A 22,347-nucleotide genomic window follows, 5' to 3' on the forward strand; every position below is an offset into this window, starting at 1 on the left:
TGTTCGGCGTGCTATCCTTTTGACAGGACATATGCACGGGGTGGTGCACATGTCATTCGGCTACCCAAGCCGATGGTGATTCATGGGGGTCATGATGAAACGTAACCGAACCCTTGGCGTGGGTCTTGTCTCGCTGGGTTGGATGGGCAGATTGCACACCCGCGCCTACAAGTCGCTCGCAGAGAAGTTCCCAGAAATCGATGCAGGCGTTCGACTCGTGTCATGTTGCGATCTGCTGGAGGAGAACAGACAACAGGCTGTGGATCGCCTGGGATTCTCCACCGCGGTCGATGACTATCATGACGTGATCGAGAACTCCGAGGTTGATGTCGTCTCGATCTGTGCACCGAATTTCCTGCACCGTGACATTGCTCTTGCGGCAGCAGAGGCGGGAAAACCATTCTGGATCGAGAAGCCGATGGGGATCAGCGCAGCACAGTCCCGACAGATCGCCGAGGCGGCTGAGGACAAGGAGCTGGTGACCTCGGTCGGGTTCAACTACCGCCACACCCCCGCGGTCGAGTTCGCGCGCCAGCTCATCGCCGACGGTCGACTCGGCACGGTGACGAACGCCAGGGTTTGGCTCATCGCCGACTATGCCTCGGACCCCCGCGGACCGCTCACATGGCGCTACGACAGGCAGAGAGCCGGTGCCGGTGTCATCCTCGACCTCATGGGTCACGGCGAGGACCTCGTCCAGTACCTGCTCAAGAAGCGGATCACCGAAGTCTCGGCCATCTCCGACACATTCATCCGGCAACGTCCCAAGCCACTCAAGGAAGGTGTCGGACATACCGGGTGGGTTGTCTCCGACGAACTCGGGCCGGTTGGCAACGAGGACTACTGCGCTGTCATGGCACGTATGGAGGATGGGGTGACGTGTACCTTGGAGTCCAGTCGAGTCAGTGTCGGACCGCGTGCGGAATACATCATTGAGGTCTACGGGACCGAGGGGTCGATCCGATGGAACTTCGAGGACCTCAATCACCTGCAGGTCTGTCTGGGACGCGACAATGGCGCTCTCCAGGGATACATCAACTGCATGGCAGGACCTGATTATCCTGAGTTCCTGCGCTTCCAGCCCGGAGCCGGGACATCCATGGGCTTTGACGACATGAAGGTCGTCGAAGCTGCGAAGTTCGTCCGAGGTGTTCTGGACGGACAGCAGTATGGTCCATCCGTTGCCGACGGTTGGGCCTCGGCGGAGATCAATGACGCGATCATCGCGTCCTGTGCCGACCGTGCCTGGCACGACGTGGAGCCGGTGTCGGGAAGAACCACATTCGACAAGTGACCGCGTCATCGCGTGTCTCCGAGAAGGCTTGGCATCGGAGCCGGGCCACCGGTGGGAATGGACCAACCGGTTGATATCGAGGGCCGAGAGCCGCCCCTGACCGAAAGGGTGACATGAGTACACCTTCACACATCAAAGAAGACATCAGTCAGATGGTTGAGGAAACCCCTCCATCTGGCAAGCATCGAGGAATCGGTGCGCTCGCTGCCGTGGCGACCTTGGGCTCGCTGCTCTTCGGCTACGACACGGGTGTCATTTCCGGAGCGCTCCCGTACATGTACATGCCCGACCTGGCCGGTGGTCTGGCACTCACCCCTGTCCAGGAGGGTGCCATTGGCGGCACGCTCCTCATAGGAGCCGCAATTGGAGCGGTGACCGGGGGCATCATGTCGGACCGATGGGGTCGCCGTCACAACATCACGATCCTTGCGATCATCTTCTTGCTGGGTGCCCTGGGAACGACATTCTCGCCAAACGTGGCAGTGATGTACATCTTCCGGTTCGTGCTGGGGTGTGCAGTGGGTGCTGCCTCGGCCACGGTTCCGGTGTACTTGGCCGAGACGGCGCCAAAACGGATTCGAGGGTCGATCGTGGCCATCGATCAGCTCATGATCGTCACCGGTCAGCTTCTGGCCTTCTCCATGAATGCCGCCATCAATGCCGCTCATGGTGGGCCGCAACTGACTGTCAAGGCCAACAACAACCCAGACAGTCTCGGGATCACGAACGGTAGCTACTCCTGGGATCAGATTCTCGCGCTCCAGGCGTCCAAGGGTGGTCCTCTGGACGAGTCCCAGTACCGCACATTCGTGGAGAACCTCGTCATCCAGTCCGGCAACGGTGCTGCGTGGCGTTGGATGCTCGTGCTGTGCTCCATTCCTGCCATCGCTCTGTGGATCGGTATCCGTCTCATGCCGGAGTCCGCTCGCTGGTACCTGGCCAAGGGACGTGTGGCTGACGCCATCGCGGCTCTCAAGCGAGTGCGGGATCCCGAGAAGGACGGGCCTCTGGACGCCGAGGTCGAGGAGATGTTGGTCTCCCAGCAGCGCGAGCTGGAGAACAAGTACCACGGCAATGCCTTCGCCCATGTGTGGAAGACGCCGTGGCTGCGAAAGCTCATGCTCGTGGGTATCTTCCTGGCGATTGTCAACCAGACGACGGGTGTGAACACCGTCATGTATTACGCGCCCAAGGTGTTGGAGTACGCGGGCATGACGACTTCGGCGTCGATCACGGCGCAGGTGGCCAATGGTGTCATGTCCGTCATTGGTTCGGCTGCTGGTCTGTGGCTCATCCTCAAGTTCAGTCGGCGCAGCCTGCTCATTTTCGACGTCACGGCCGTGGGCGTCACCCTTCTCGCCATTGCGGCAACATTCCAGTTCACCATTGCCCCACACATCGCCGACAAGACGGCTCCTCCAGCATGGGCCCCGTTCCTCATCCTCGGCCTCATGGCGGTGTTCATGCTCATCGTCCAGTCCACCAACGGCACGGTGGTGTGGACCATGATGGGTGAGATGTTCCCGGCAAATGTTCGTGGGATCATGAATGGCACGGCCATCTTCTTCATGTGGGTGGTCAATGCCATCATCACGTTCACCTTCCCGTCAATGATGGCTGGTCTGGGTGGCGGGTTGACCTACACCATCTACGGTGTTCTCAACCTCGTTATTGCCGTGGTCCTGTTCAAGGTCATGCCGGAGACCCACGATAAGTCCCTGGAACAGATCGAGACGTACATGGAGGAGCGCTACTCCTGATCGTTCCTCTCATTGAAATGGGGTGAGTGCATTCATGGATGCACTCACCCCATTCTTGTTTTCAGAATTGGGTGTGCCATCGCATCTCTTTTGGAGATGTGGGATTCATGTTCTTTCGCTCGTGAGATGTGGGATCCACTCATCGTCATGGGTTCGAGATTGTCGCGGGGGTCTTGTCGGGTCAGCAGGTTCGTGATTTAATGGAATTAAATGTAAGGACAAAGGAGTGTATGGTTATGGCCCCCCTACCAACAACCATGCGTGCCGCGGTGCTGCGGAAGCCCGGTGAGCCGCTCGTCATCGAAACCCTCAATGTTCCTCGACCCCGTCATGGCGAGGTTCTTCTCAAGGTCACTGCCTGTGGTCTGTGTCACTCGGACCTGCACGTCCTGGGTGGAGCGATCGATTTCCCGGTGCCAGCCGTCCTGGGGCATGAGGTCAGTGGTGTCATTGCCGAACTTGGTGATGGGTTGAGTCATTCCGGTCTCGACGTCGGACAGCCCGTCTCCGGCGGATTTCTCATGCCGTGCGGCGAGTGCGAGGCGTGTCGCCGGGGACGAGATGATCTGTGTGGCCCGTTCTTCGAGATGAATCGACTGCACGGCACCCTTTACGACGGGCAGACCCGTCTGTTCACTCCCGACGGTGAGCCGGTGTCGATGTACTCCATGGGTGCCCTGGCGCAGTACTGCGTCGTCCCGGCGACGGCTGTTGCGCCATTGGCCAGCGGCCTCGATCCTGTCAACTCCGCGATCCTCGGGTGTGCGGCCATGACTGCCTATGGTGCGGTCCGGCATGGCGCAGACCTGCGATACGGAGAGTCAGTGGCAGTCGTCGCCACAGGCGGAGTGGGATCGAACATCCTGCAGTTCGCCAGCGCGATGGGTGCCGATCCGGTCATCGCCATTGACGTCAAGGAGGAAAAGCTGGCGGAGGCCAGGGGGCTCGGCGCCACCCACACCGTCAATTCCACGACCGAAGACGTCAGGCAGAGAGTCCTCGAGATCACGGGTGGCCGAGGTGTCGAGGTGTCCTTCGAGGCACTGGGTATTCCTGCCACCTGGAAGACAGCTCTGGATGCCCTCGCAGATGGTGGACGTATGGTGCCAGTGGGGCTGGGCGCGGGTGTGCAGACTGCTGGTGTGGAGATCAATCGGACGGTGCGGCGTGGCCAGTCGATCCTGGGGTCTTATGGCGCACGTACCCGGGTGGATCTGCCAGCTGTTGTCTCCATGGCCGCTCGTGGCGTGATCGACGTCGACAGGGTGGTCCACAAGACATTCAGCCTTGATGAGGTGAATGAGGGTTACGCCATGCTCCATGACGGTTCGATGGTGGGCCGAGGGGTCATCGACATGGCGTTGTGAGATCTTGATCGTCCCAAGGCCGACACCTGCCTTGAGATGACGACAGCTTCGAGATGATGGTGGCCCGTCCCTGAAAGGGGCGGGCCACCATTCGGTAATTCAGGCTGAGCGAGCCAGCATCAGGAGCTCATCGTCCGAGCGATGCCAGAGCCTCGTGGGACTTCTTGGCATTGAGGACCGGACCACCGCCAGCAGGGGGTTCCCCGTCGATCATGATGTCCTGCTCCAGAACGTAGTAGCCGTCGAATCCGGCCTCGTCGAGAAGTGTCACGATCGCGGCGAAATCGATGTCTCCCTCGCCGATGGGGGCGAACATGCCGGCTCGGATGCCCTGGGACCAGGTGATCTCACCTGGCAAGAGCTTGTCGGTCATCTCCTTGTGGACATCCTTGGCGTGGACGATGTCGACACGATCTGCATACTTGCGAACCAACTCGACGACGTCGGTGCCACCGCAGGCCAGGTGGCCAGTGTCCAGGCACAGCCCGATCGAGGAGTTGTCGAGTACCCTGACCACCTCGTCGTAGTTCTGGACCATCGTCCCCCAGTGCGGGTGGAGGCAGGCGGTGACCTTGCGGCTGGCGCAGACCTCGCGGATGCGATCGAGATTGCTGAACAGGGTGTTCCAACCTGCTTCGTCAAGGACGGGGCGTGCGTCGTACCCGTCACGACCGGAATCGGCGGCGAGGATGAGATAGTCGCCGCCGGCGGCCTCGAAGGCGTCGAGCTCCTTGTTGACCATGGGGATCGGGTCGAAATCCGGATCGTGCATGATGGCGAGGAAGAAGGCTCCGACGGGTTTGAGGTTGTACTTCTTCACCTCTGCGGCGCGGGCTTCGGCCTCGATGGGCAGCCAGCCCTGGGGGCCGAACTCGGTGGCGGTGAGGCCGATCTGCCTCATCTCGGTGAGAACGCGCTCCGGTGTCATCTGATAGCCCCAGCCCGGGACCTCGCAGACACCCCAGCTGATGGGTGCTCCAGCAATCTTCATCGATGTGCTCCTTGTGTGTTGAGGGTCTGAGCTTCTGTGCGTCAGGCCAATGACAGTAGTATATGTCCGGTCAATAAGGGTGACAATGGCCTCTTTGCTCCGCGGGACATGCTGGTGTGATCGATATTTGTGCTAACATAGCAGTATCTTGTAGGTGCTGGCTGAGAGCCAGCTATGTCGAACACAGGGGTTCACAGCATGATCAGGATCGCCATCATTGGGGCTGGACGTATTGGCCACGTCCACGCTCGAGCCGTCGCCGGACGTACCGATGCCACTTTGGCACTTGTCTGCGACCCATTCGAGCAGAACGCACGTGCCCTCGCCGAGGAGTACGATGTGCGCTACTGCTTGGAGCCGGACGACGTGTTCTCGGACCCGATGATCGATGCAGTCGTCATCGGGTCGCCGACGAAGTTCCACGTCGACCACATCCTCAAGGCCGTCAGCGCTGGCAAGCGGGTGATGTGTGAGAAGCCGATTGCACTCGATCTCGAGTCGGCAAGGAGGTGCATCGAACAGCTGGGGGAGCGCGCCGATCAGGTGATGATGGGATTCAACCGTCGTTTCGACCCAACCTTCCACGCCTTGAAGAGTCGCCTTGATGAGGGGGAGATCGGTGACCTCCAGCAGCTCACCGTCATCTCACGAGATCCGGCTGCTCCGCCGGTCTCCTACATCGCCGGATCCGGGGGCATCTTCAAGGACATGACAATCCATGACTTCGACATGGTGCGGCACTTCCTCGGGGACATCGCTGAAGTCAATGCCGTGGGTACCAATGTGTCTGCACAGATCGCGGAACAGGGTGATCTCGACCAGGTGGTCATCACCCTCAAGTCCCGTGAGGGCAAGCTTGCCACCATCATCAACTCGCGGACCTGCGCTTTCGGCTACGACCAGCGAATCGAGGCATTCGGTGCCGATGGCATGCTCAGCGCAGACAATCTTACCGAGACCGCAGTACGCAAGGCCACCAGCACCCAGACCGATGCCAAGACCGCGATCATGGATTTCTTCTTGGAAAGGTACGAGGATGCCTACCGCATCGAGCTGGAGACCTTCCTTGACTCGATCGTCGATGGCGGTGTCATCTCGCCATCGGTACGCGATGGTTACGAGGCACTTGTCCTGGCCGATGCCGCGAGGCGCAGCGTGGAGGAGCATCGCGTCGTAACTCTCTGACGCGTCCTGGATGGGGACATGCGGCAGACGGTCCGCCCGATCCACGGTTGCGCTGCGGGAAGGTGTGGGGCATGAGGACAACGTCATGCCCCACACCAATTAGAGTTACTGACCATGACTGAGCCCGACCTGTCTGCCTTCTTCGCGTCTCGCCCGTCCCAGGGTTCAGCCGGGCCCGGGACGCTGCCAGCGGATGTGGCACGTACCGGGATGGGGCGGGCGGTCGACGTCCATGAGCTTCTGGACCATCTCAACCCGCCCCAGCGTGAGGCGGTGCTGCACACGGGGTCGCCGGTGCTCGTGGTGGCAGGAGCCGGGTCCGGCAAGACGAGGGTGCTCACCCGTCGGATCGCCCACCTGGTCACCCAGCGCGGGGTGCACCCGGGCTCGATCCTCGCCATCACCTTCACCAACAAGGCTGCGGCGGAGATGAAGGGGAGAGTGGTCGATCTCGTGGGGAATCGGGCTCGGTCGATGTGGGTGTCCACCTTCCATTCCAGCGCGGTGCGCATCCTGCGCTCGGATGCCGACAAGCTGGGATTGTCGAGGAACTTCTCCATCTACGACGACACCGATGCCAAACGTCTCATCTCCTTGGTGGCTCGGGACTCCAACGTTGATCCGAAGACATTCAAGCCGCGCGCCATCATGAACTGGATCTCACATCGGAAGAATGAGCTCATGGGTCCGTCCGAGGCGGCGCAGAAGGCGCAGACCGGAAATGACGAGCTCCATGTGTCGCTGTATGCGGAGTATCAGCGTCGTCTTCATGGCGCCAATGCCCTCGACTTCGACGACCTCATCATGAAGACAGTCGTTCTGCTTCGACAATTCCCTGAGGTTCGCGAGCAGTATCGTCGAAGGTTCCGACATGTTCTGGTTGACGAGTACCAGGACACCAACACTGCCCAGTACCAGATGATCCGAGCCCTGTGTGCCGACGAGTCCTCCCGTGTCGAGGAGGGAGTAGCGCTCCCGGGGCAGCGTCATGTCGATCCCCCTGAACTCATGGTGGTGGGAGACTCCGATCAGTCGATCTATGCCTTCCGGGGTGCCACGATCCGTAACATCCTTGATTTCGAGAAGGACTTCCCAGGGGCAAGGACGATCCTGCTGGAGCAGAACTACCGTTCCACCCAGAACATTCTCTCGGCTGCCAACTCCCTCATTCAGAAGAACACCGAGCGACCTGCGAAGAATTTGTGGACCGATCAGGGTGAGGGTGCCCCGATCACTGGTTACGTCGCCGACACCGAGCATGACGAGGCATCCTGGATCGTCGGCCGGATCGACGAGCTCGTCGACCAGGGGCGGACCACCTACGGTGAAGTTGCGGTGTTCTACCGCACCAATGCCCAGTCCCGAGCGTTGGAGGAGGTGTTCATCCGTACCGGCCTGCCCTACCGGGTGGTAGGCGGGGTGCGATTCTACGAGCGCAGGGAAGTGCGCGACGCCGTGTCGTACCTGCGCGCCATCGCCAACAAGGCCGATGACGTCTCGGTGCGTCGCATCCTCAACGTCCCCAAACGCGGTATCGGTGCTCGGGCCGAAGCGGCCCTGGAACTCTTCGCCACCGCCCGGCGCATCTCGTTCAGCGAGGCCATCGAACGAGTGGACGAGATTGACGGTCTGGCCACCAGATCCGCCAATCAGATCCGCGCTTTCGGTGAACTCATGGCCCAACATCGGGCAATGATGGAGCGAGGGGGCCGAGCCGACGAGATCACCGCGTCGATCCTCAAGGAGTCCGGCTACATCACCGAGTTGGAGAACTCCAAGGACCCCCAGGACGAGACCCGTCTGGAGAACCTCGTTGAGCTGGTCTCGGTGGCCGAGGAATTCGTGGCACGAGCGCACACTGCCGACGTACCCGACGACGAGACCGTTGTAGGTGAGGTGGACGACCTCGTCCTCGCCGGTGACGACTCCCTGCCTGCTTTCCTCGAGCAGATCGCCCTGGTCGCCGATGCGGACCAGATCCCGACCGAAGGGGACGGCGTCGTCACGCTCATGACCCTTCACACGGCCAAGGGGTTGGAGTTCGACACCGTGTTCCTCACCGGCTTCGAGGACGGTCTGTTCCCGCACGAGCAGTCCTTGGCCGATCCCGCGCAACTGCAGGAGGAACGACGGTTGGCCTACGTGGGCATCACCAGGGCCCGCAAACAGTTGTTCATCTCCCGCGCCGTGGTGCGCACCATGTGGGGGTCGCCACGGTACAACCCCGTAAGTCGATTCGTCGAGGAGATCCCGGACAGGCTCGTCGACTGGGAACGTGTGGTGGATTCCCTGGGCTGGCAGGCCCAGGCGCAGGAGACCACCAGAATTTCCCGAAACAGGGTCCTCAGCAGCCAGCGCCCGGGACGCTCGGGCCCGCACGGTGACGAGGGCCACGCGATTGGTTCGGGCAACGGATCGGTGCGTGGTCTGGGCACACCGGAGCTCTCACTGCAACCCGGCGACAAGGTGTTGCACACCACCTGGGGGCTCGGCACCGTGACGGCGACCTCGGGCCATGGCGCAGGGGCCAAGGCAGATGTCGACTTCGGTTCGGTGGGCGTCAAGCGATTGGCCCTGAGATTCGCCCCGATCGAGAAACTCTGAGTCTGCGACGGTGAGTTCAAGGCAGAGCACTGGTGCGATCGTCACCAGAGGCCTGCTGACGGCTGGGGAGTGGCGGTGGAGATGTGGACTACACGTCTGTCTGTGATTGGGTGAAAGGGAATGCACGTTTGTGCCTCATGGCTGTAAGCTACTCCTGAGGTCGGATGACGACCGTCCTGTACGGCGTCGGTCCTTCCGACAACGACCTGCCGGAGAGCGGTGGGCCACCTCGCAGAGTGGAGAGATTGTGGACCTGTACGAATACCAAGCCCGCGACCTGTTCGAGAAGCACGGTGTGCCAGTGCTTCGGGGCGTCGTCGCGGAGACTCCCGAGCAGGCGTCCGAGGCCGCAGCGAAGCTCGGCACCCCCGTCGTCGCCGTCAAGGCGCAGGTCAAGGTGGGTGGCCGTGGCAAGGCTGGCGGCGTCAAGATCGCCAAGTCCCCTCAGGAGGCGGCCGAGCGCGCCGATGCCATCCTGGGCATGGACATCAAGGGTCACACCGTTCACAAGGTGATGATCGCTGAGGGTGCTGACATTGCCGAGGAGTACTACTTCTCGATCCTGCTCGACCGCGGTGAGCGTCGCTACCTGGCGATGTGTTCTCGCGAGGGAGGCATGGACATCGAGACCCTTGCCAAGGAGCGTCCCGAGGCCCTGGCCAAGGTGCCGGTCGACCCGATCGACGGCATTGACGAGGCCAAGGCCCACGAGATCCTCACCGAGGCTGGCTTCCCCGAGGGTGAGCAGGACGCCATCGTCCCGGCCGTCATCAAGCTGTGGGAGACTTACCGTGACGAGGACGCCACCCTCGTTGAGGTCAACCCGATGATCAAGACCGGCGACGGGCGCATCCTCGCCATTGACGGCAAGATGACCGTCGACAACAACGCGTCGTTCCGTCAGCCCGAGCACGCGGCCTTGGTGGATCGCGCCACCACCGACCCGCTGGAGCTGCGCGCCGGTGAGCTCGGCCTCAACTACGTCAAGCTCGACGGCAACGTCGGCGTCATCGGAAACGGTGCCGGCCTCGTCATGAGCACCCTGGACTGCGTCGCCTACGCCGGCGAGGGATTCCCGGGCTCCCCGAGGCCCGCCAACTTCCTTGACATCGGCGGTGGCGCCTCGGCCGAGATCATGGCCAACGGCCTTGACCTCATCACGAGCGACGGGCAGGTTCGTTCCGTGTTCGTCAACGTTTTCGGCGGTATCACCGCCTGTGATCAGGTGGCGTTGGGAATCAAGGGTGCCCTCGAGAAGCTGGGCGAGAAGGCCTCCAAGCCGCTCGTCGTCCGTCTCGACGGTAACAACGTGGCCGAGGGCCGCAAGATTCTCGAGGAACTCAACCATCCGCTCGTGACCATGGTTGCGACCATGGACGAGGCCGCCAGCAAGGCCGCCGAGCTCGCATCCAAGGAGGCCTGAGACATGGCGATCATTCTTGACCAGAACTCCAAAATCATCGTCCAGGGCATGACCGGCTCGGAGGGCATGAAGCACACCCAGCGCATGCTCGACTCCGGCACCGCCGTCGTCGGCGGTGTCAACCCGCGCAAGGCTGGCACCACTGTGTCTTTCAATGGTGGCGCCACCGTCCCGGTCTACGGCAGCGTCAAGGAGGCCGTAGAGGCCACCGGTGCCAACGTGTCCGTGATCTTCGTCCCGGCCAAGTTCACCAAGTCGGCCGTCATGGAGGCCATCGACGCCGAGGTGCCGCTGGTTGTCTGCATCACCGAGGGTGTTGCCGTCAAGGACACCGCGGAGTTCTTCACCGCCGCCCAGCGCTCCGGCAAGACGCGCATCATCGGCCCGAACTGCCCCGGCATCATCAGCCCCGGGAAGTCCAACGCCGGTATCATCCCCGCCGACATCTCCGGTCCGGGGCGCGTCGGTCTGGTCTCCAAGTCGGGCACCCTGACCTACCAGCTCATGTACGAGGTGCGAGACCTGGGCATCTCGACGGCCATCGGCATCGGCGGTGACCCGATCATCGGCACCACCCACATTGATGCCCTGCAAGCCTTCGAGGACGACCCGGAGACCGACATCATCGTCATGATCGGTGAGATCGGTGGTGACGCCGAGGAGCGGGCCGCCAAGTACATCCGTGGGCACATCACCAAGCCGGTCGTGGCGTACGTGGCTGGTTTCACCGCTCCTGAGGGCAAGACGATGGGCCACGCCGGCGCCATCGTGTCCGGTTCCTCGGGTACTGCGGTCGCCAAGAAGGAGGCTCTCGAGGCTGTTGGCGTTCGCGTCGGCAAGACCCCGACCGAGACCGCCAAGCTGGCTCACGAGGCGATGGACTCGCTCAAGAAGTGACGCCCTGATCCTGCGTTCTCAAGGAACCCGGCCCCCTGTGGGGCCGGGTTCCTTGCGTTGTGCCGTGCTCACAGGTGTGGTGATTCAGCATCGTCGCTGGAGGACGGTAGGGTTCCGGATGACATCCTTCCCCGAACCGAACAGGATTTCCACATGGGCGCGACTGGCTCGACATCGACCTCGGCGAGGTTCGTCGTTGAGTCCTCCAAGGCCGACAAACCTCGTGAGCCTCGCGTCTCGTGGCCATGGCCGGTCGTCGTCGTGGTGGCCGCAGCCGTGGCCATCCTGGCCCAATGGCTCGCCTTGGCCGGGATCATCGTCGCGGAGTGGCTGGTCAGCAACGGTCAGTCGTTCCCGAGCATCCTCGCCGCGGCGTCGAGCTTCTGGCTGGGTGGCCACGGTGTGCCCATCGACATCGTCGGGATCCATGTCGGTCTCGTCCCGCTGGGGCTCACCTGCGTCAGTCTGCTGCTCGGTGAGGAGGCCTGTCGCTATGGCACCCGCGTCTTGTGGCATCGCCACGACGGACAGCCGCCACGCCGACATGTCGGTGAGGCGGTTGCCCTTCACACCACCATCGAGCTTCTCGCGGCAATCATCATGACGGCTGCCGCCGGTACGTCCCACTGGGTGACGGCCCTCGTTGGCGCCCTTCTCATCGGACTGTGCTCAGGCGTTGTCGGGGCCTGTCGCGGAGCACGCCTGAACCCCTTCAACGGTCTGCCCCACTGGGCGCGAGGGCTGCCGAAGGCCGTCGGATCAACCGTTGCCCTCTGCTTGGCAGGCGGATCAACCGCACTCGCGGTCACCCTGCTCGTGCACGCGAGCAACGTGGTCCATCTGCACCAGCAGATCGGGGCCACCGGGTGGGGAGGGATCTGCCTCATCCTGCTGCAACTGGCGTGGCTGCCCACCATGGCGCTGTGGGGAACCGCGTGGACAGTCGGTCCGGGGTTTGCCTTCGGAACTGAGACCTTCGTCTCACCGCTCGGAACACACCTCGGTATCGTTCCGGCGTTGCCAGTACTTGGCGCCCTGCCCTCCAGTGGTCCGTTGAGTCCGGCCGCCTGTGCCTGGTGCGCCGTCCCGGTGGCTTCCGGAATCATCGGCGGGATCCTGCTCATGAAGTCCTTGCCGGAGGCCGGGTTCGAGATCGGTGCGGGCATCGGTGCCCTTTCTGGTTTGTTGTCCGGGCTCGTGTTGGCCATCCTGGGCCTGCTGAGTCACGGCAGCCTCGGTGACGGACGCCTCAGTGAGGTCGGCACGATCATGCCGGCAACGGCAGGATGCGCGGTCGGCATCCTCACGCTGGTGACGATGCTGTGCGGATTCGCCATCGGGATCACTCGCCGTCTGCAATCCGAGGAGTCGCGGCGAAGGCGCGCAGAGCGTCGCGAGGCACGTAAGGAAAACCGCGCAGCCAAGTCCGAGCAGAGGGCTCAGGCTCGTGCCGTTCAGGCCGAGGACCTGGATGCGGATGAGGGTGCGACCTCGGTCGGGGACGAGTCGTCACGGAAGGACTCTGGGTCGAGGAGGATCACCCGCCCCGCGGCTGTGTCCAAGGACCCCAGACTGGTCAAGGAAGAGGCCATCGGTCACGACATCTACGACTCCATGTGCAACGATCGCGAGAGCCCCGAGAACGAGGACACCACTCACCATTCCTGAGCCGGTCGAGACCACCTTCAAGGGCGACATCGTGCCTCGAGACGACGAACCTCTGAGGGTGTCGCCACATGCCGTGGTAAAAAGGTGCATACTTGTCCGCAAGCACACGTGCTCCGGGGGTCGGTGAAAGTCCGAACCGGCGGTGACAGTCCGCGACCCGAACCGTCCTCGTGACGGTGAGGTTGAACCGGTGGAATTCCGGTGCCGACGGTGAAAGTCCGGATGGGAGGAGGCACGGTCGGTGGCTGGCGTCGTCGTCAGCCCCGTGCGACGTCCTTGCGCACCCCGGAGCCGCAACGGCCCGGGAGGACAGATGGACCAGCGGTGGGACGACGCCATGACGCTCGCCCTGAACTTGGCAGCCAACTCACCATGCCCCGACCCGAATCCGCGCGTCGGCTGCGTCATTGTCACCGACCGTCAGGTTGTCGGACAGGGATGGCATCACGGGGCAGGAACCCCACATGCCGAGGTGGAGGCACTGCGTCAGGCCGGCGACGCCGCCAGGGGAGCCACCGCCGTCGTCACCCTGGAACCGTGCAACCACACCGGACGTACCGGTCCGTGCAGCCGTGCCTTGTGTGAGGCCGGGGTTTCCCGCGTCGTCATCGCCCAGTCCGACCCCAACCCGGTGGCAACTGGGGGAGAACAGTTCCTGCGTGCCAACGGGGTCGAGGTCGTCACGGGTGTTCTTTCCGAGTCTGCCATGGCTCTCAACGCCGACTGGACCTTCAGCCAGACCCACCGACGCCCCCGGGTGTGCTGGAAGTACGCCGCCACCCTCGACGGACGAAGCGCCGCTCCTGACGGCACCAGCCAGTGGATCACCGGGGAGCAGGCGCGTCACCAGGTGCACATCGGTCGCTCCCGGTGCGGGGCCATCGTCGTCGGTGCCGGAACAGCTCTGGCGGATGATCCTCGGCTGACTGCCCGGCTACCCGAGGTCACCCGTCAGCCGCTGCGCGTCGTGGTGGGAATGAGAGATTTGCCCGCCGGTTGCCATCTCCACGACGATTCCGCCGAAACCTTGCAGATTCGAAGCCACGACCCCGCCGAGGTGCTTGACGTGTTGTGGCATCGCGGCATTCACCGGGTGTGGCTGGAGGGCGGCCCATGCCTGGCTGGAGCATTCCTGGCCGCCGATCTCGTTGATGAGGTCGTTGCCCACATCGCACCGACGGTATTGGGAGGCGGTCGGGCAGCCGTCACCGATCCCTCGGTCAACACCTTGGCCCTGGCCCACCACTTCGTCATCGACGACGTGTGTCGGCTGGGCCCGGACATCCAAATCAGCGCACATCACGAGTGAGGAGACCCATGTTCACCGGAATCATTGAGGAGATTGGCGAGGTCGTCGCCATTGACAAGGGACAGGAGTCGGCTCGACTGTCCATTCGCGGACCCTTGGTCTGCTCCGACGCCCGGATTGGATCGTCCATCGCCGTCAACGGCACCTGCCTGACAGTCACCGATCTCGACGAGGGGACCTTCGGTTGCGACGTCATGGCCGAAACCCTCAATCGCACTGCCCTGGGGCGGTTGGCCCCGGGGAACAGGGTCAATCTGGAGCGCCCGGTGGCCGTCGACGGACGCCTCGGCGGGCACGTCGTCCAGGGGCATGTCGATGGGGTTGCCGAACTCGTCTCTCGTACTCCCGGCGACCACTGGGAGGTCTTCCGATTCAGCCTTCCCACGACCCTGGCCAGGTACGTCGTCGAGAAAGGATCGATCGCCATCAGCGGCGCGTCCCTGACGGTCTGCGAGGTCAGTTCCCAGTGGTTCGAGGTGAGCCTCATCCCGACCACCCTCACTGACACGATTCTTGGGTCACTGGCACCTGGCGATCCCGTGAACATTGAGGTTGACGTCATCGCGAAGTACCTGGAGTCCCTCATGAACAAGGAGAGGCCATGCTGAACACCATCGAGGAGGCTCTGGCCGAGCTGCAGGCCGGACGTCCGGTGCTCGTCACCGACGACGCTGACCGGGAGAACGAGGGAGACGCCATCCTTGCCGCTGAACTGGCTGATCCACGTTGGGTCGGATGGATGGTCCGTCACACCTCCGGGTACCTGTGCGCACCCATGACCGACAAACACGCTGACCAACTCGGTCTGCCGCTGATGTGGCCCGCCAACCAGGACCCGCTGCGTACCCGCTACACCGTCGCCGTTGACGCGGCGTCCGGGATCACAACTGGTATTGATGCCGCTCAGCGAGCCCGGACCGCTCGAGTTCTCGCAAACGCCACGTCGACTCCCGCCGACCTGGTCCGCCCCGGCCATGTCCTGCCGCTGCGGTCCCGCGCCGGGGGAGTGCTGGAAAGGCGCGGTCACACCGAGGCTGCCGTCGACCTCGCCCGGCTGGCCGGCTTGGAACCCGTTGGTCTCATCGGTGAACTCGTCGGGGATGACGGTATGTGCCTGCGTGCTGACGCCATAGCTGAGTTGGCCCGCGCCGAGGGTCTCGTCTACATCACCATTGATCAGCTGGCGCAGTGGCGTCTCGTCCATGATTCGGCCGACACCGTCCCGGCCCCTCGCGTGACGGCCCTGGCCAGCGCGGAATTGCCAACCCGTCACGGCCGATTCACGATGACCGGCTATCGGGACAACCTCACCGGGGACGAGCACCTCCTACTCGCTTCTGACAAGGGGATTCACGCCGATGATGATGGTCCGGCCTGGGTGCGGGTGCACTCGGAGTGCCTCACCGGTGATGCTCTGGGATCCCTGCGATGCGACTGCGGTGACCAGCTGGCAGCCGCCCAGGCCCACGTTGACGAGCATGGTGGGGCCATCATCCTGCTGCGCGGCCACGAAGGCCGAGCAACTGGTCTGCTCAACAAGATCGCGGCCTACCGAGCCCAGGACGGAGGACTCGACACCGTCGACGCCCAGACCCACCTCGGTCTACCCATCGATGCTCGGGAGTACGGCGCGGCGGTGGCGATCCTGGCTGATGTCGGTGTGTCTGCCGTCCGTCTGTTGACGAACAACCCTGCCAAGGTGGATGCCCTGCGTGCAGGAGGACTCGAGGTGACGATGTCGCCCCTCGAGATCCCGGCCCGTCCTGAGGACGAGCGGTACCTACGTACGAAACGCGACCGGATGGGACATCTGTTGGCACTTGACCACGACATGTCCAAGATCACCACGCCCAACCCGACTCACCCCTGAGCACCCAAGGAGAATGATCATGAGCTCTTGTACCAATCTGGGGTCCGCTGCCCCTGACCTCAGCAATGTCGACGGCGGTGGCCTGCAGATCGCCATCGTCGCCTCGCAATGGCATGACAAGGTCATGACGGGTCTGCTCGACGGCGCCCTGCGTGGCCTGGCCGACGCCGGGGTGGTCGATCCTGTCGTCGTCAGGGTGCCAGGGTCCTTCGAACTCCCGGTGGCCTGTGCAGCCCTTGCAGACCACTTCGACGCCCTCGTCGCCCTGGGCGTGGTCATTCGGGGAGGAACCCCGCACTTTGACTACGTCTGCGACGCCGCCACCCAGGGCATCACCGACATCGCCGTGCGCACCAAGACCCCCATCGGTTTTGGCGTCCTGACCTGCGATGACGATGCCCAGGCCCTCGACCGTGCAGGTCTTGAAAGGTCCCACGAGGACAAGGGATATGAGGCCGCCCAAGCCGCCGTCGCCACCTTCACGACCCTGTCCGCGGTCATCGCCTCGCGCTCCACGCAGACTTTGAGGGCCTAGGGTGGAGTCGTGACCTTTCGTGTCGTCGTGCTCGTCTCGGGCACCGGAACCCTGTTGCAATCCCTCATAGACAACCTGCCCGAACAGGTGACCATTGTCGCCGTCGGCTCCGACCAGCCTGACGCCGTCGCCCTGCAACGAGCCGAGAAGGTCGGCATCCCCACTTTCGCCGAACCCCTTCCTCGGGCCGACGCCGACCAGCGGGCCTCCATGAGAGCGGTCTGGGACGCGCGGCTGACCGACGACGTGTCCCGGTTCGATCCTGATCTGGTCGTCTGTGCTGGCTTCATGAGGCTGCTCGGGGCGAGCTTCCTGGATCGTTTCGGGGGACGCACCATCAACTCTCATCCGGCCTTGCTGCCGTCCTTCCCCGGGATCCACGGCCCCCGCGACGCCCTCGACTACGGTGTCAAGATCACCGGTGCCACCGTCTTCATGGTCGACGCCGGGGTCGACACCGGCCGGATCCTCGCCCAGCGGGCCGTACCCGTCCTGACCGACGACACCGTCGGCTCCCTCCACGAACGTATCAAGGTGGAGGAGCGCGAGATGCTCGTCAAGGTCGTCACAGAACTTGCCGGGGCACGCCCCGGTACCCAAGAACTCGGCACCGAACCGTCCCGGAAGGATCCACAGTGAGCGAACGCCAACCCATCCGTCGCGCCCTCATCTCCGTCTACGACAAGTCCGGCCTTGACCAGCTGGCCGAGGCCCTCATCGACGCCAAGGTCGAGGTCGTCTCGACCGGCTCGACTGCCAAGGAGCTGGCCTCCCACGGGGTGAGGGTCATCGAGGTCAATGAGGTCACCGGGTTCCCGGAGTGCCTCGACGGTCGCGTCAAGACCCTCCACCCGAAGATCCACGCCGGCATCCTTGCCGATCGTCGCCTGGAGTCCCACCGCGACCAGCTGGCCGAGCTCGACGTCAAGCCGTTCGACCTCGTGGTGTGCAACCTCTACCCCTTCTCCGAGACCGTGGCCCGCGGGGGAGATTTCGACGAGTGCATCGAGAAGATCGACATCGGTGGCCCGGCGATGGTCCGCGCGGCTGCCAAGAATCACGCGAGTGTCGCCGTCGTCACCAACCCCGACCAGTACGGGGACCTCGCCGACGCCCTGTCCGAGGGCGGCTACACCGTCGAGGAGCGTCGGGTCCTGGCGGCCCGAGCCATCGCCCACACCGCTGCCTACGACGTCGCCGTGGCCACCTGGTTCTCCACCCGAAACGGGGTCGCCGTCGAAGGAGTGCCAGCCTTCGTCGGCATGACCGGTGAGCTCATTCGGCCGCTGCGCTACGGCGAGAACTCCCATCAGGCTGCTGCGGTCTACCAGAGCACCGGGGAACCCGGACTGGCCGGCGCCCGTCAGCTCCACGGCAAGGCCATGAGCTACAACAACTACGTCGACACCAACTCGGCCCGTCGCGCCGCCTTCGACTTCGAGGAGCCGTGCGTCGCCATCATCAAGCATTCCAATCCGTGCGGTATTGCCATCGGTTCCGACATTGCCGAGGCCCATCGCAAGGCCCACGCCTGTGACTCTCTGAGTGCTTTCGGCGGCGTCATCGCCACCAACCGCCCGGTCAGTGTCCAGATGGCCGAGCAGGTCGCCGAGATCTTCACCGAGGTCGTCGTCGCTCCCGGATACGAGGACGGGGCCGTGGAGATCCTGTCTCGTAAGAAGAACATCCGCCTGCTGGAGGCGCTCGCACCCAAGGTGGCCGGCTGGGAGTTGCGCCAGATCGACGGTGGCCTGCTGGCCATGGAGCCTGACGTCTTCCAGGCCGAGGGTGACGACCCGAGCCAGTGGACCCTCGCTGCTGGTGAGGCCGTTGACGATGCCACCCTGGCCGATCTGTTCTTCGCGTGGAAGGCCTGCCGCTCGGTGAAGTCCAATGCCATCCTGCTGGCCCATGACACAGCCTCGGTCGGCGTCGGCATGGGCCAGGTCAACCGCGTCGACTCCTGCCGTCTGGCCGTGGAGCGGGCCGGCGATCGCGCTGCCGGATCGGTGGCCGCATCCGACGCCTTCTTCCCCTTCGCCGACGGCCCCCAGGTGCTCCTCGATGCCAAGGTCGAGGCCATCGTCGAGCCGGGCGGATCGATTCGTGACGACGAGACCATCGAGGCCTGTCGCAAGGCTGGCGTCGCCCTCTACCTCACGGGAACGAGGCACTTCTTCCACTGATCTGGAACCTCGTGCCGAGACGGACATCTCGGCGTAAGGGTCAGCTCGAGACGACACGTGAAGGGGCCCGGACCATGATGGTCCGGGCCCCTCGTGGTTCTTCGGGGAGGTCAGTCGAGCTCAGCGATGTAATCCCACAGGGCGACGACGTGCTTGCCGTCAGGTGCCCAGCGAACCATCCCTTCGCCTGAGGAGGCGATGGTGTGGATCGTGAAGGTCACCTCCTGTCCCTTGTTGATCGTGGCGGGAATCGTCGATCCCTTGACCGGCTGTGCCCAGTGGTACTCGCCGGCTTCGTCCTGAACGTTGAACTGCTTGACCGACAGCGGAACTGTCCCGGTCGCTTCGCGGACTGTCACCGTCCACGTGAGGTCTGCTTCCTCCGCGCCAACCTTCGTTCCAGGTGGGGCGGTGGGACCGTTGACGTTCATGATCACCGAGTTGCCACAGTCAAGGTTCACCTTGACCTCAACTCCCTGGTAGGAGAGGGCCGGCTTCTGGGCGGTTCCGACGACGGTTCCCGGGGCGCTCTGCGAGGGCAACCAGGAAGGCATGGACTGGGCAGCCAGCTGCTCGGCGAGATCGTGAGCCTCGGCCGAGGTTGACGGCGCGGGCGAGGCGGCGTCGTGACCGGTCGCCGAGCATCCCGAGACAAGGGCGACACCTGTACACAGGCCGGCGACGACAGCCTTGCGAAGGCCCGTGGCGAGTGCGTGACGAGTACTCATCCCCCACCTCTCAGCGTCGTTTGCGACGGATGGTCCAGGCAGAGACGGCGGCACCGACGACGACCAGACCGGCAATTGCGGACTCCGCGGCAGCCGGGTCGGAAACCTCACTATTACCGGTGCGCGGCAGGCTGGGGTGCGAACCGTTGCCGTCGTCACCAGGAGCAGCGCCGGGGGCAGTGCTCCTGGTGGCGGTGGCAGTCGGGGTAGCGGAGGCGGTCGTGGATGCACTGGCTGAGGCGCTCGAGGTGGTGGTGGCCGACGGATTCGGGGTCACCGAGGTACTCGGAGTGGTCGAGGCGGACGGCTGTGGCTCAGCCGGCAGGTTGTTGAAGACGTCCTTGCCGAAGGTCCCCAGACCAGCCTGAGCAGCAAAACCGAGGTGGCCGGCTCCATCGAGCCCGGTGGAGACGGTGCCAGCTTCGAGCTCACGGGTGTCATTGCCTCGGGAGACCTCGAAGAGATCCTCCATGGTGCGCAACCATGAGAAATGGTTGTAGTAGGTGTTCGAGACGGTCCCCGGCTTGATGTACGGGGAGATGAGCACCGACCCGGTGGCACCGCCGCCAGGGGTGGCGTCCTGGGCGTTGAAGGTGGCCAGCGGGGACTGGTCGTCAGCCAGGTGTCCGGGGACACCAGTTGCCGACAGGGTCACCGAGGTGACGTCAGCGGTGGTCTTCAGAGGCTTGTCGTTGGCATCGACGATGACGAAGGAGGGGTTCGTCACCTCATCCTTGGGATCGGCGACCATGTTCGGGCCCTGGTTGGCGACCTTGCCGACGTAAGCACCGTCAGGGATGCCCTCGCCGGTGACCTTGCGACCCAGATCGGTGACGGTGACCTTGCCGGTCAACGTGGAGGTGCCAGCAGTGGTGGTGACGTCAATCGTCTTGGCCTTGGAGTAGCCCCAGTCGGCGCCGGTGTTCTTGGCGCCGTGCACGCAGTTGGACTTGTCGGCGTTCACCAGGTCGGTGTCCTGCTCACAGGACGGCGGCCGGGTGATGTAACCGTTGTCGCCCGGTCCTGGGAACAACTGGTTGCCGTGTTCGTCGGTCTCGAGGGTCGAATTCGGGCCGGTCGGCTCCCAGTCGACGTTCTCGCCGTTGATGTTCTGCCCGGCGAGGTCGGCCTTGACGTAGTTCTTCGACATCTTGGACGGTTTCGGGAAGGTGTTGGCCTCGTACTTCTTGTACCCCTCCGCGAGATCCTTGATGGTCTGAGGGGAGTAGGTGTACAGCTCTTCCTTGCGGGCGGTGTTCGCAATGGTGGTGTCATCGGTGGCGTTGTTGAACGACATGTTCGTGAAGGGTGGGTTGGCCTCGTCGAAGGTGATGTCGATGAGCCCACCGTCCTTGAAGGCATCCGACTTCTCGATGAGCGGGATGTAGTAGCGCAGCCACAGATCAGCGGCGTAGAGGCCACCGGTGTGGTTCTTCGGTGGGGTGGTCAGCGGCCTGGAGTAGTCCGGCTTGCCGTCGGCGTCGAAGAGGCCGGAAAGATTGTTGCCCTTACAGGTGGCGTCGTGGGCGTCCGAGCAGTTGTTCGGTGTGATCCAGCTGAAGGCCGGTACCTCGTCGGCGGGCTTCGCCAGGTCGGTGAGAAGTCCGTTGGACGGGTCGTCGGCGTTGGCAATGTGCTTGGAGTCCGACGGAATGCCACCGTCGGCGGGCTTGGTCAAGGAATCCTTGCCAGTGCCGTCATGACCGATGATGGAGTGGAACCACGGGAAGGGGAAGTGTTTTGCGACGTATTGGTCGTCGGGCTGAGCGCCGGTGAAAGACGTGATGCCCTTGGCCTTGTCCTCCTCGGTCGGCTTCATGGCCTTGGGGTTGTTGTCCGGGGTGTTCTCCAGGGTGCCGGGGGAGCCAGCCAGACCGTCCTCGCGGCCGGGATGGTTGCGCAGGTCCTGGGCGTATCCCTTCCAGGTGACGCCGGCAGCGTCGAACTGGTTGAAGAGGGTGGGGACGTCCTTGGGGTAGGTGCAGCCATTCTTGCCATCGGCTGCGTTCGGGCCGGCCAACGAGAGAACTTGGCCGTAGTTGTCGTCGCGCCCGAACTCCTTGCCGGTGTGACGGTCGATGATCGACGCGTTCGAGCCGAAACTGGTGTTGGCGACGTCGCAGTCGGACTGGAGGTCCATCTCGGCGGACTGTCCGGAGACCATCGAGGTGTAGTTGTCCTGCGAGTAGTGGCCGGTGCCGAAGTAGTGGGGGAGCAGCGCGCCCTGCTTCGGCAGGTCCTTCCACAGGTAGGAGTTCTGGTTGAGTCCGGAGAAGGTGGCGTCGTAGGACTTGTTCTCCAGGATAATGAGCCAGACGTGCTTGATCTTGCCGCTGGCAACGTTCGTCGAGGTGATGGCGGTGTGTTTCGTGGCGCTGCTGGATGCGCCGGGTGTGGGCTCGTTGCTGGGCTGGGCATGGCTTGCGATCGGCGCGACGAACCCGAAGGTAGCCATGCCGGCAGCGACGGAGGCGCTCACCAATCGGGTGAGGCGAGGATGCGATGTGTGCATGGCACCGGTCTACCCACG

At 63.5% G+C, this 22,347-nt stretch carries 17 protein-coding genes and 1 riboswitch; of the genes, 14 read left to right on the top strand and 3 right to left on the bottom strand.

The genetic code is table 11. From position 1 onward, the window contains the following. The first annotated feature begins 82 nt into the window (after nucleotides 1-82). From ACUCCZ_RS02190 to ACUCCZ_RS02200, 3 genes are all read left to right on the top strand, one after another. Nucleotides 83-1,294 carry a Gfo/Idh/MocA family protein gene (locus ACUCCZ_RS02190; RefSeq protein WP_065673822.1) on the top strand — a complete coding sequence of 404 codons (1,212 nt, stop codon included), beginning with the start codon at nucleotides 83-85 and terminating at the stop codon, nucleotides 1,292-1,294. Between the two features lie 152 nt (nucleotides 1,295-1,446). Continuing rightward, the gene (locus tag ACUCCZ_RS02195; RefSeq protein WP_036975443.1) at nucleotides 1,447-3,054 is read left to right on the top strand and encodes an MFS transporter; all 1,608 of its coding nucleotides are present in this window, start codon (nucleotides 1,447-1,449) and stop codon (nucleotides 3,052-3,054) included. Between the two features lie 230 nt (nucleotides 3,055-3,284). Next, nucleotides 3,285-4,421, top strand: coding sequence for a zinc-binding dehydrogenase (locus tag ACUCCZ_RS02200; protein WP_435917818.1), 1,137 nt, complete (start codon nucleotides 3,285-3,287; stop codon nucleotides 4,419-4,421). A gap of 127 nt (nucleotides 4,422-4,548) precedes the next feature. Here the strand turns inward: ACUCCZ_RS02200 and ACUCCZ_RS02205 are convergent, their stop codons facing one another. Beyond that, entirely contained in the window at nucleotides 4,549-5,412 is an 864-nt protein-coding gene (locus tag ACUCCZ_RS02205; protein ID WP_016665987.1) for a sugar phosphate isomerase/epimerase family protein, read from the bottom strand. Between the two features lie 198 nt (nucleotides 5,413-5,610). Between ACUCCZ_RS02205 and iolG the strand changes: the two genes are divergently transcribed. The 11 genes from iolG to purH all read left to right on the top strand — a co-directional run bounded on the left by iolG (nucleotide 5,611) and on the right by purH (nucleotide 19,089). Further along, nucleotides 5,611-6,597 carry an inositol 2-dehydrogenase gene (gene iolG, locus ACUCCZ_RS02210; protein WP_016665986.1) on the top strand — a complete coding sequence of 329 codons (987 nt, stop codon included), beginning with the start codon at nucleotides 5,611-5,613 and terminating at the stop codon, nucleotides 6,595-6,597. A gap of 114 nt (nucleotides 6,598-6,711) precedes the next feature. Then, nucleotides 6,712-9,201: a DNA helicase PcrA gene (gene pcrA, locus ACUCCZ_RS02215; protein ID WP_435917817.1), complete on the top strand. Its 2,490-nt coding sequence runs from the start codon at nucleotides 6,712-6,714 to the stop codon at nucleotides 9,199-9,201. A gap of 247 nt (nucleotides 9,202-9,448) precedes the next feature. Continuing rightward, entirely contained in the window at nucleotides 9,449-10,624 is a 1,176-nt protein-coding gene (sucC, locus tag ACUCCZ_RS02220; protein WP_435917816.1) for an ADP-forming succinate--CoA ligase subunit beta, read from the top strand. Between the two features lie 3 nt (nucleotides 10,625-10,627). Further along, nucleotides 10,628-11,521: a succinate--CoA ligase subunit alpha gene (gene sucD / locus ACUCCZ_RS02225; protein ID WP_435917815.1), complete on the top strand. Its 894-nt coding sequence runs from the start codon at nucleotides 10,628-10,630 to the stop codon at nucleotides 11,519-11,521. Between the two features lie 153 nt (nucleotides 11,522-11,674). Further along, entirely contained in the window at nucleotides 11,675-13,189 is a 1,515-nt protein-coding gene (locus tag ACUCCZ_RS02230; protein WP_435917814.1) for a cell division protein PerM, read from the top strand. A gap of 105 nt (nucleotides 13,190-13,294) precedes the next feature. After that, nucleotides 13,295-13,428, top strand: a riboswitch (FMN riboswitch). A 74-nt stretch (nucleotides 13,429-13,502) separates the two neighbouring features. Beyond that, nucleotides 13,503-14,498 carry a bifunctional diaminohydroxyphosphoribosylaminopyrimidine deaminase/5-amino-6-(5-phosphoribosylamino)uracil reductase RibD gene (gene ribD / locus ACUCCZ_RS02235; protein WP_435917813.1) on the top strand — a complete coding sequence of 332 codons (996 nt, stop codon included), beginning with the start codon at nucleotides 13,503-13,505 and terminating at the stop codon, nucleotides 14,496-14,498. A gap of 8 nt (nucleotides 14,499-14,506) precedes the next feature. After that, complete coding sequence (locus ACUCCZ_RS02240) at nucleotides 14,507-15,106, top strand: riboflavin synthase (protein WP_435917812.1); 600 nt, start codon at nucleotides 14,507-14,509, stop codon at nucleotides 15,104-15,106. After that, nucleotides 15,100-16,368: a 3,4-dihydroxy-2-butanone-4-phosphate synthase gene (gene ribB / locus ACUCCZ_RS02245; RefSeq protein WP_435917811.1), complete on the top strand. Its 1,269-nt coding sequence runs from the start codon at nucleotides 15,100-15,102 to the stop codon at nucleotides 16,366-16,368. The genes ACUCCZ_RS02240 and ribB overlap by 7 nt, the downstream gene beginning before the upstream one ends. 19 nt (nucleotides 16,369-16,387) lie before the next feature. Further along, nucleotides 16,388-16,903, top strand: coding sequence for a 6,7-dimethyl-8-ribityllumazine synthase (gene ribH, locus ACUCCZ_RS02250; protein WP_435917810.1), 516 nt, complete (start codon nucleotides 16,388-16,390; stop codon nucleotides 16,901-16,903). Between the two features lie 9 nt (nucleotides 16,904-16,912). Then, on the top strand, nucleotides 16,913-17,542 hold the full coding sequence (gene purN / locus ACUCCZ_RS02255; protein ID WP_435917809.1) for a phosphoribosylglycinamide formyltransferase: 630 nt from the start codon (nucleotides 16,913-16,915) through the stop codon (nucleotides 17,540-17,542). Then, complete coding sequence (gene purH / locus ACUCCZ_RS02260; protein ID WP_435917808.1) at nucleotides 17,539-19,089, top strand: bifunctional phosphoribosylaminoimidazolecarboxamide formyltransferase/IMP cyclohydrolase; 1,551 nt, start codon at nucleotides 17,539-17,541, stop codon at nucleotides 19,087-19,089. Before purN ends, purH begins: the two co-directional genes overlap by 4 nt. Nucleotides 19,090-19,199: 110 nt before the next feature. On the opposite strand, the gene ACUCCZ_RS02265 is transcribed toward purH, so the two are convergent. Then, entirely contained in the window at nucleotides 19,200-19,520 is a 321-nt protein-coding gene (locus tag ACUCCZ_RS02265; RefSeq protein WP_435917970.1) for a hypothetical protein, read from the bottom strand. A 307-nt stretch (nucleotides 19,521-19,827) separates the two neighbouring features. Then, a complete protein-coding gene (locus ACUCCZ_RS02270; protein ID WP_435917807.1) occupies nucleotides 19,828-22,329 on the bottom strand; it encodes an alkaline phosphatase family protein in 2,502 nt (833 codons plus the stop codon). Nucleotides 22,330-22,347: the final 18 nt, after the last annotated feature.

Source organism: Cutibacterium nasicola, assembly GCF_052654715.2.

Bases quoted from the DNA above. Each gene is read 5' to 3' on its own strand.
- ACUCCZ_RS02190 (WP_065673822.1), top strand. From the start codon at position 83: ATGGGGGTCATGATGAAACGTAACCGAACCCTTGGCGTGGGTCTTGTC.
- ACUCCZ_RS02240 (WP_435917812.1), top strand. From the start codon at position 14,507: ATGTTCACCGGAATCATTGAGGAGATTGGCGAGGTCGTCGCCATTGAC.
- ribD (WP_435917813.1), top strand. From the start codon at position 13,503: ATGGACCAGCGGTGGGACGACGCCATGACGCTCGCCCTGAACTTGGCA.
- ACUCCZ_RS02200 (WP_435917818.1), top strand. From the start codon at position 3,285: ATGGTTATGGCCCCCCTACCAACAACCATGCGTGCCGCGGTGCTGCGG.
- ACUCCZ_RS02205 (WP_016665987.1), bottom strand. From the start codon at position 5,412: ATGAAGATTGCTGGAGCACCCATCAGCTGGGGTGTCTGCGAGGTCCCG.
- ACUCCZ_RS02265 (WP_435917970.1), bottom strand. From the start codon at position 19,520: ATGAACGTCAACGGTCCCACCGCCCCACCTGGAACGAAGGTTGGCGCG.
- iolG (WP_016665986.1), top strand. From the start codon at position 5,611: ATGATCAGGATCGCCATCATTGGGGCTGGACGTATTGGCCACGTCCAC.
- ribB (WP_435917811.1), top strand. From the start codon at position 15,100: ATGCTGAACACCATCGAGGAGGCTCTGGCCGAGCTGCAGGCCGGACGT.
- sucD (WP_435917815.1), top strand. From the start codon at position 10,628: ATGGCGATCATTCTTGACCAGAACTCCAAAATCATCGTCCAGGGCATG.
- ribH (WP_435917810.1), top strand. From the start codon at position 16,388: ATGAGCTCTTGTACCAATCTGGGGTCCGCTGCCCCTGACCTCAGCAAT.
- pcrA (WP_435917817.1), top strand. From the start codon at position 6,712: ATGACTGAGCCCGACCTGTCTGCCTTCTTCGCGTCTCGCCCGTCCCAG.
- ACUCCZ_RS02230 (WP_435917814.1), top strand. From the start codon at position 11,675: ATGGGCGCGACTGGCTCGACATCGACCTCGGCGAGGTTCGTCGTTGAG.
- ACUCCZ_RS02195 (WP_036975443.1), top strand. From the start codon at position 1,447: ATGGTTGAGGAAACCCCTCCATCTGGCAAGCATCGAGGAATCGGTGCG.
- ACUCCZ_RS02270 (WP_435917807.1), bottom strand. From the start codon at position 22,329: ATGCACACATCGCATCCTCGCCTCACCCGATTGGTGAGCGCCTCCGTC.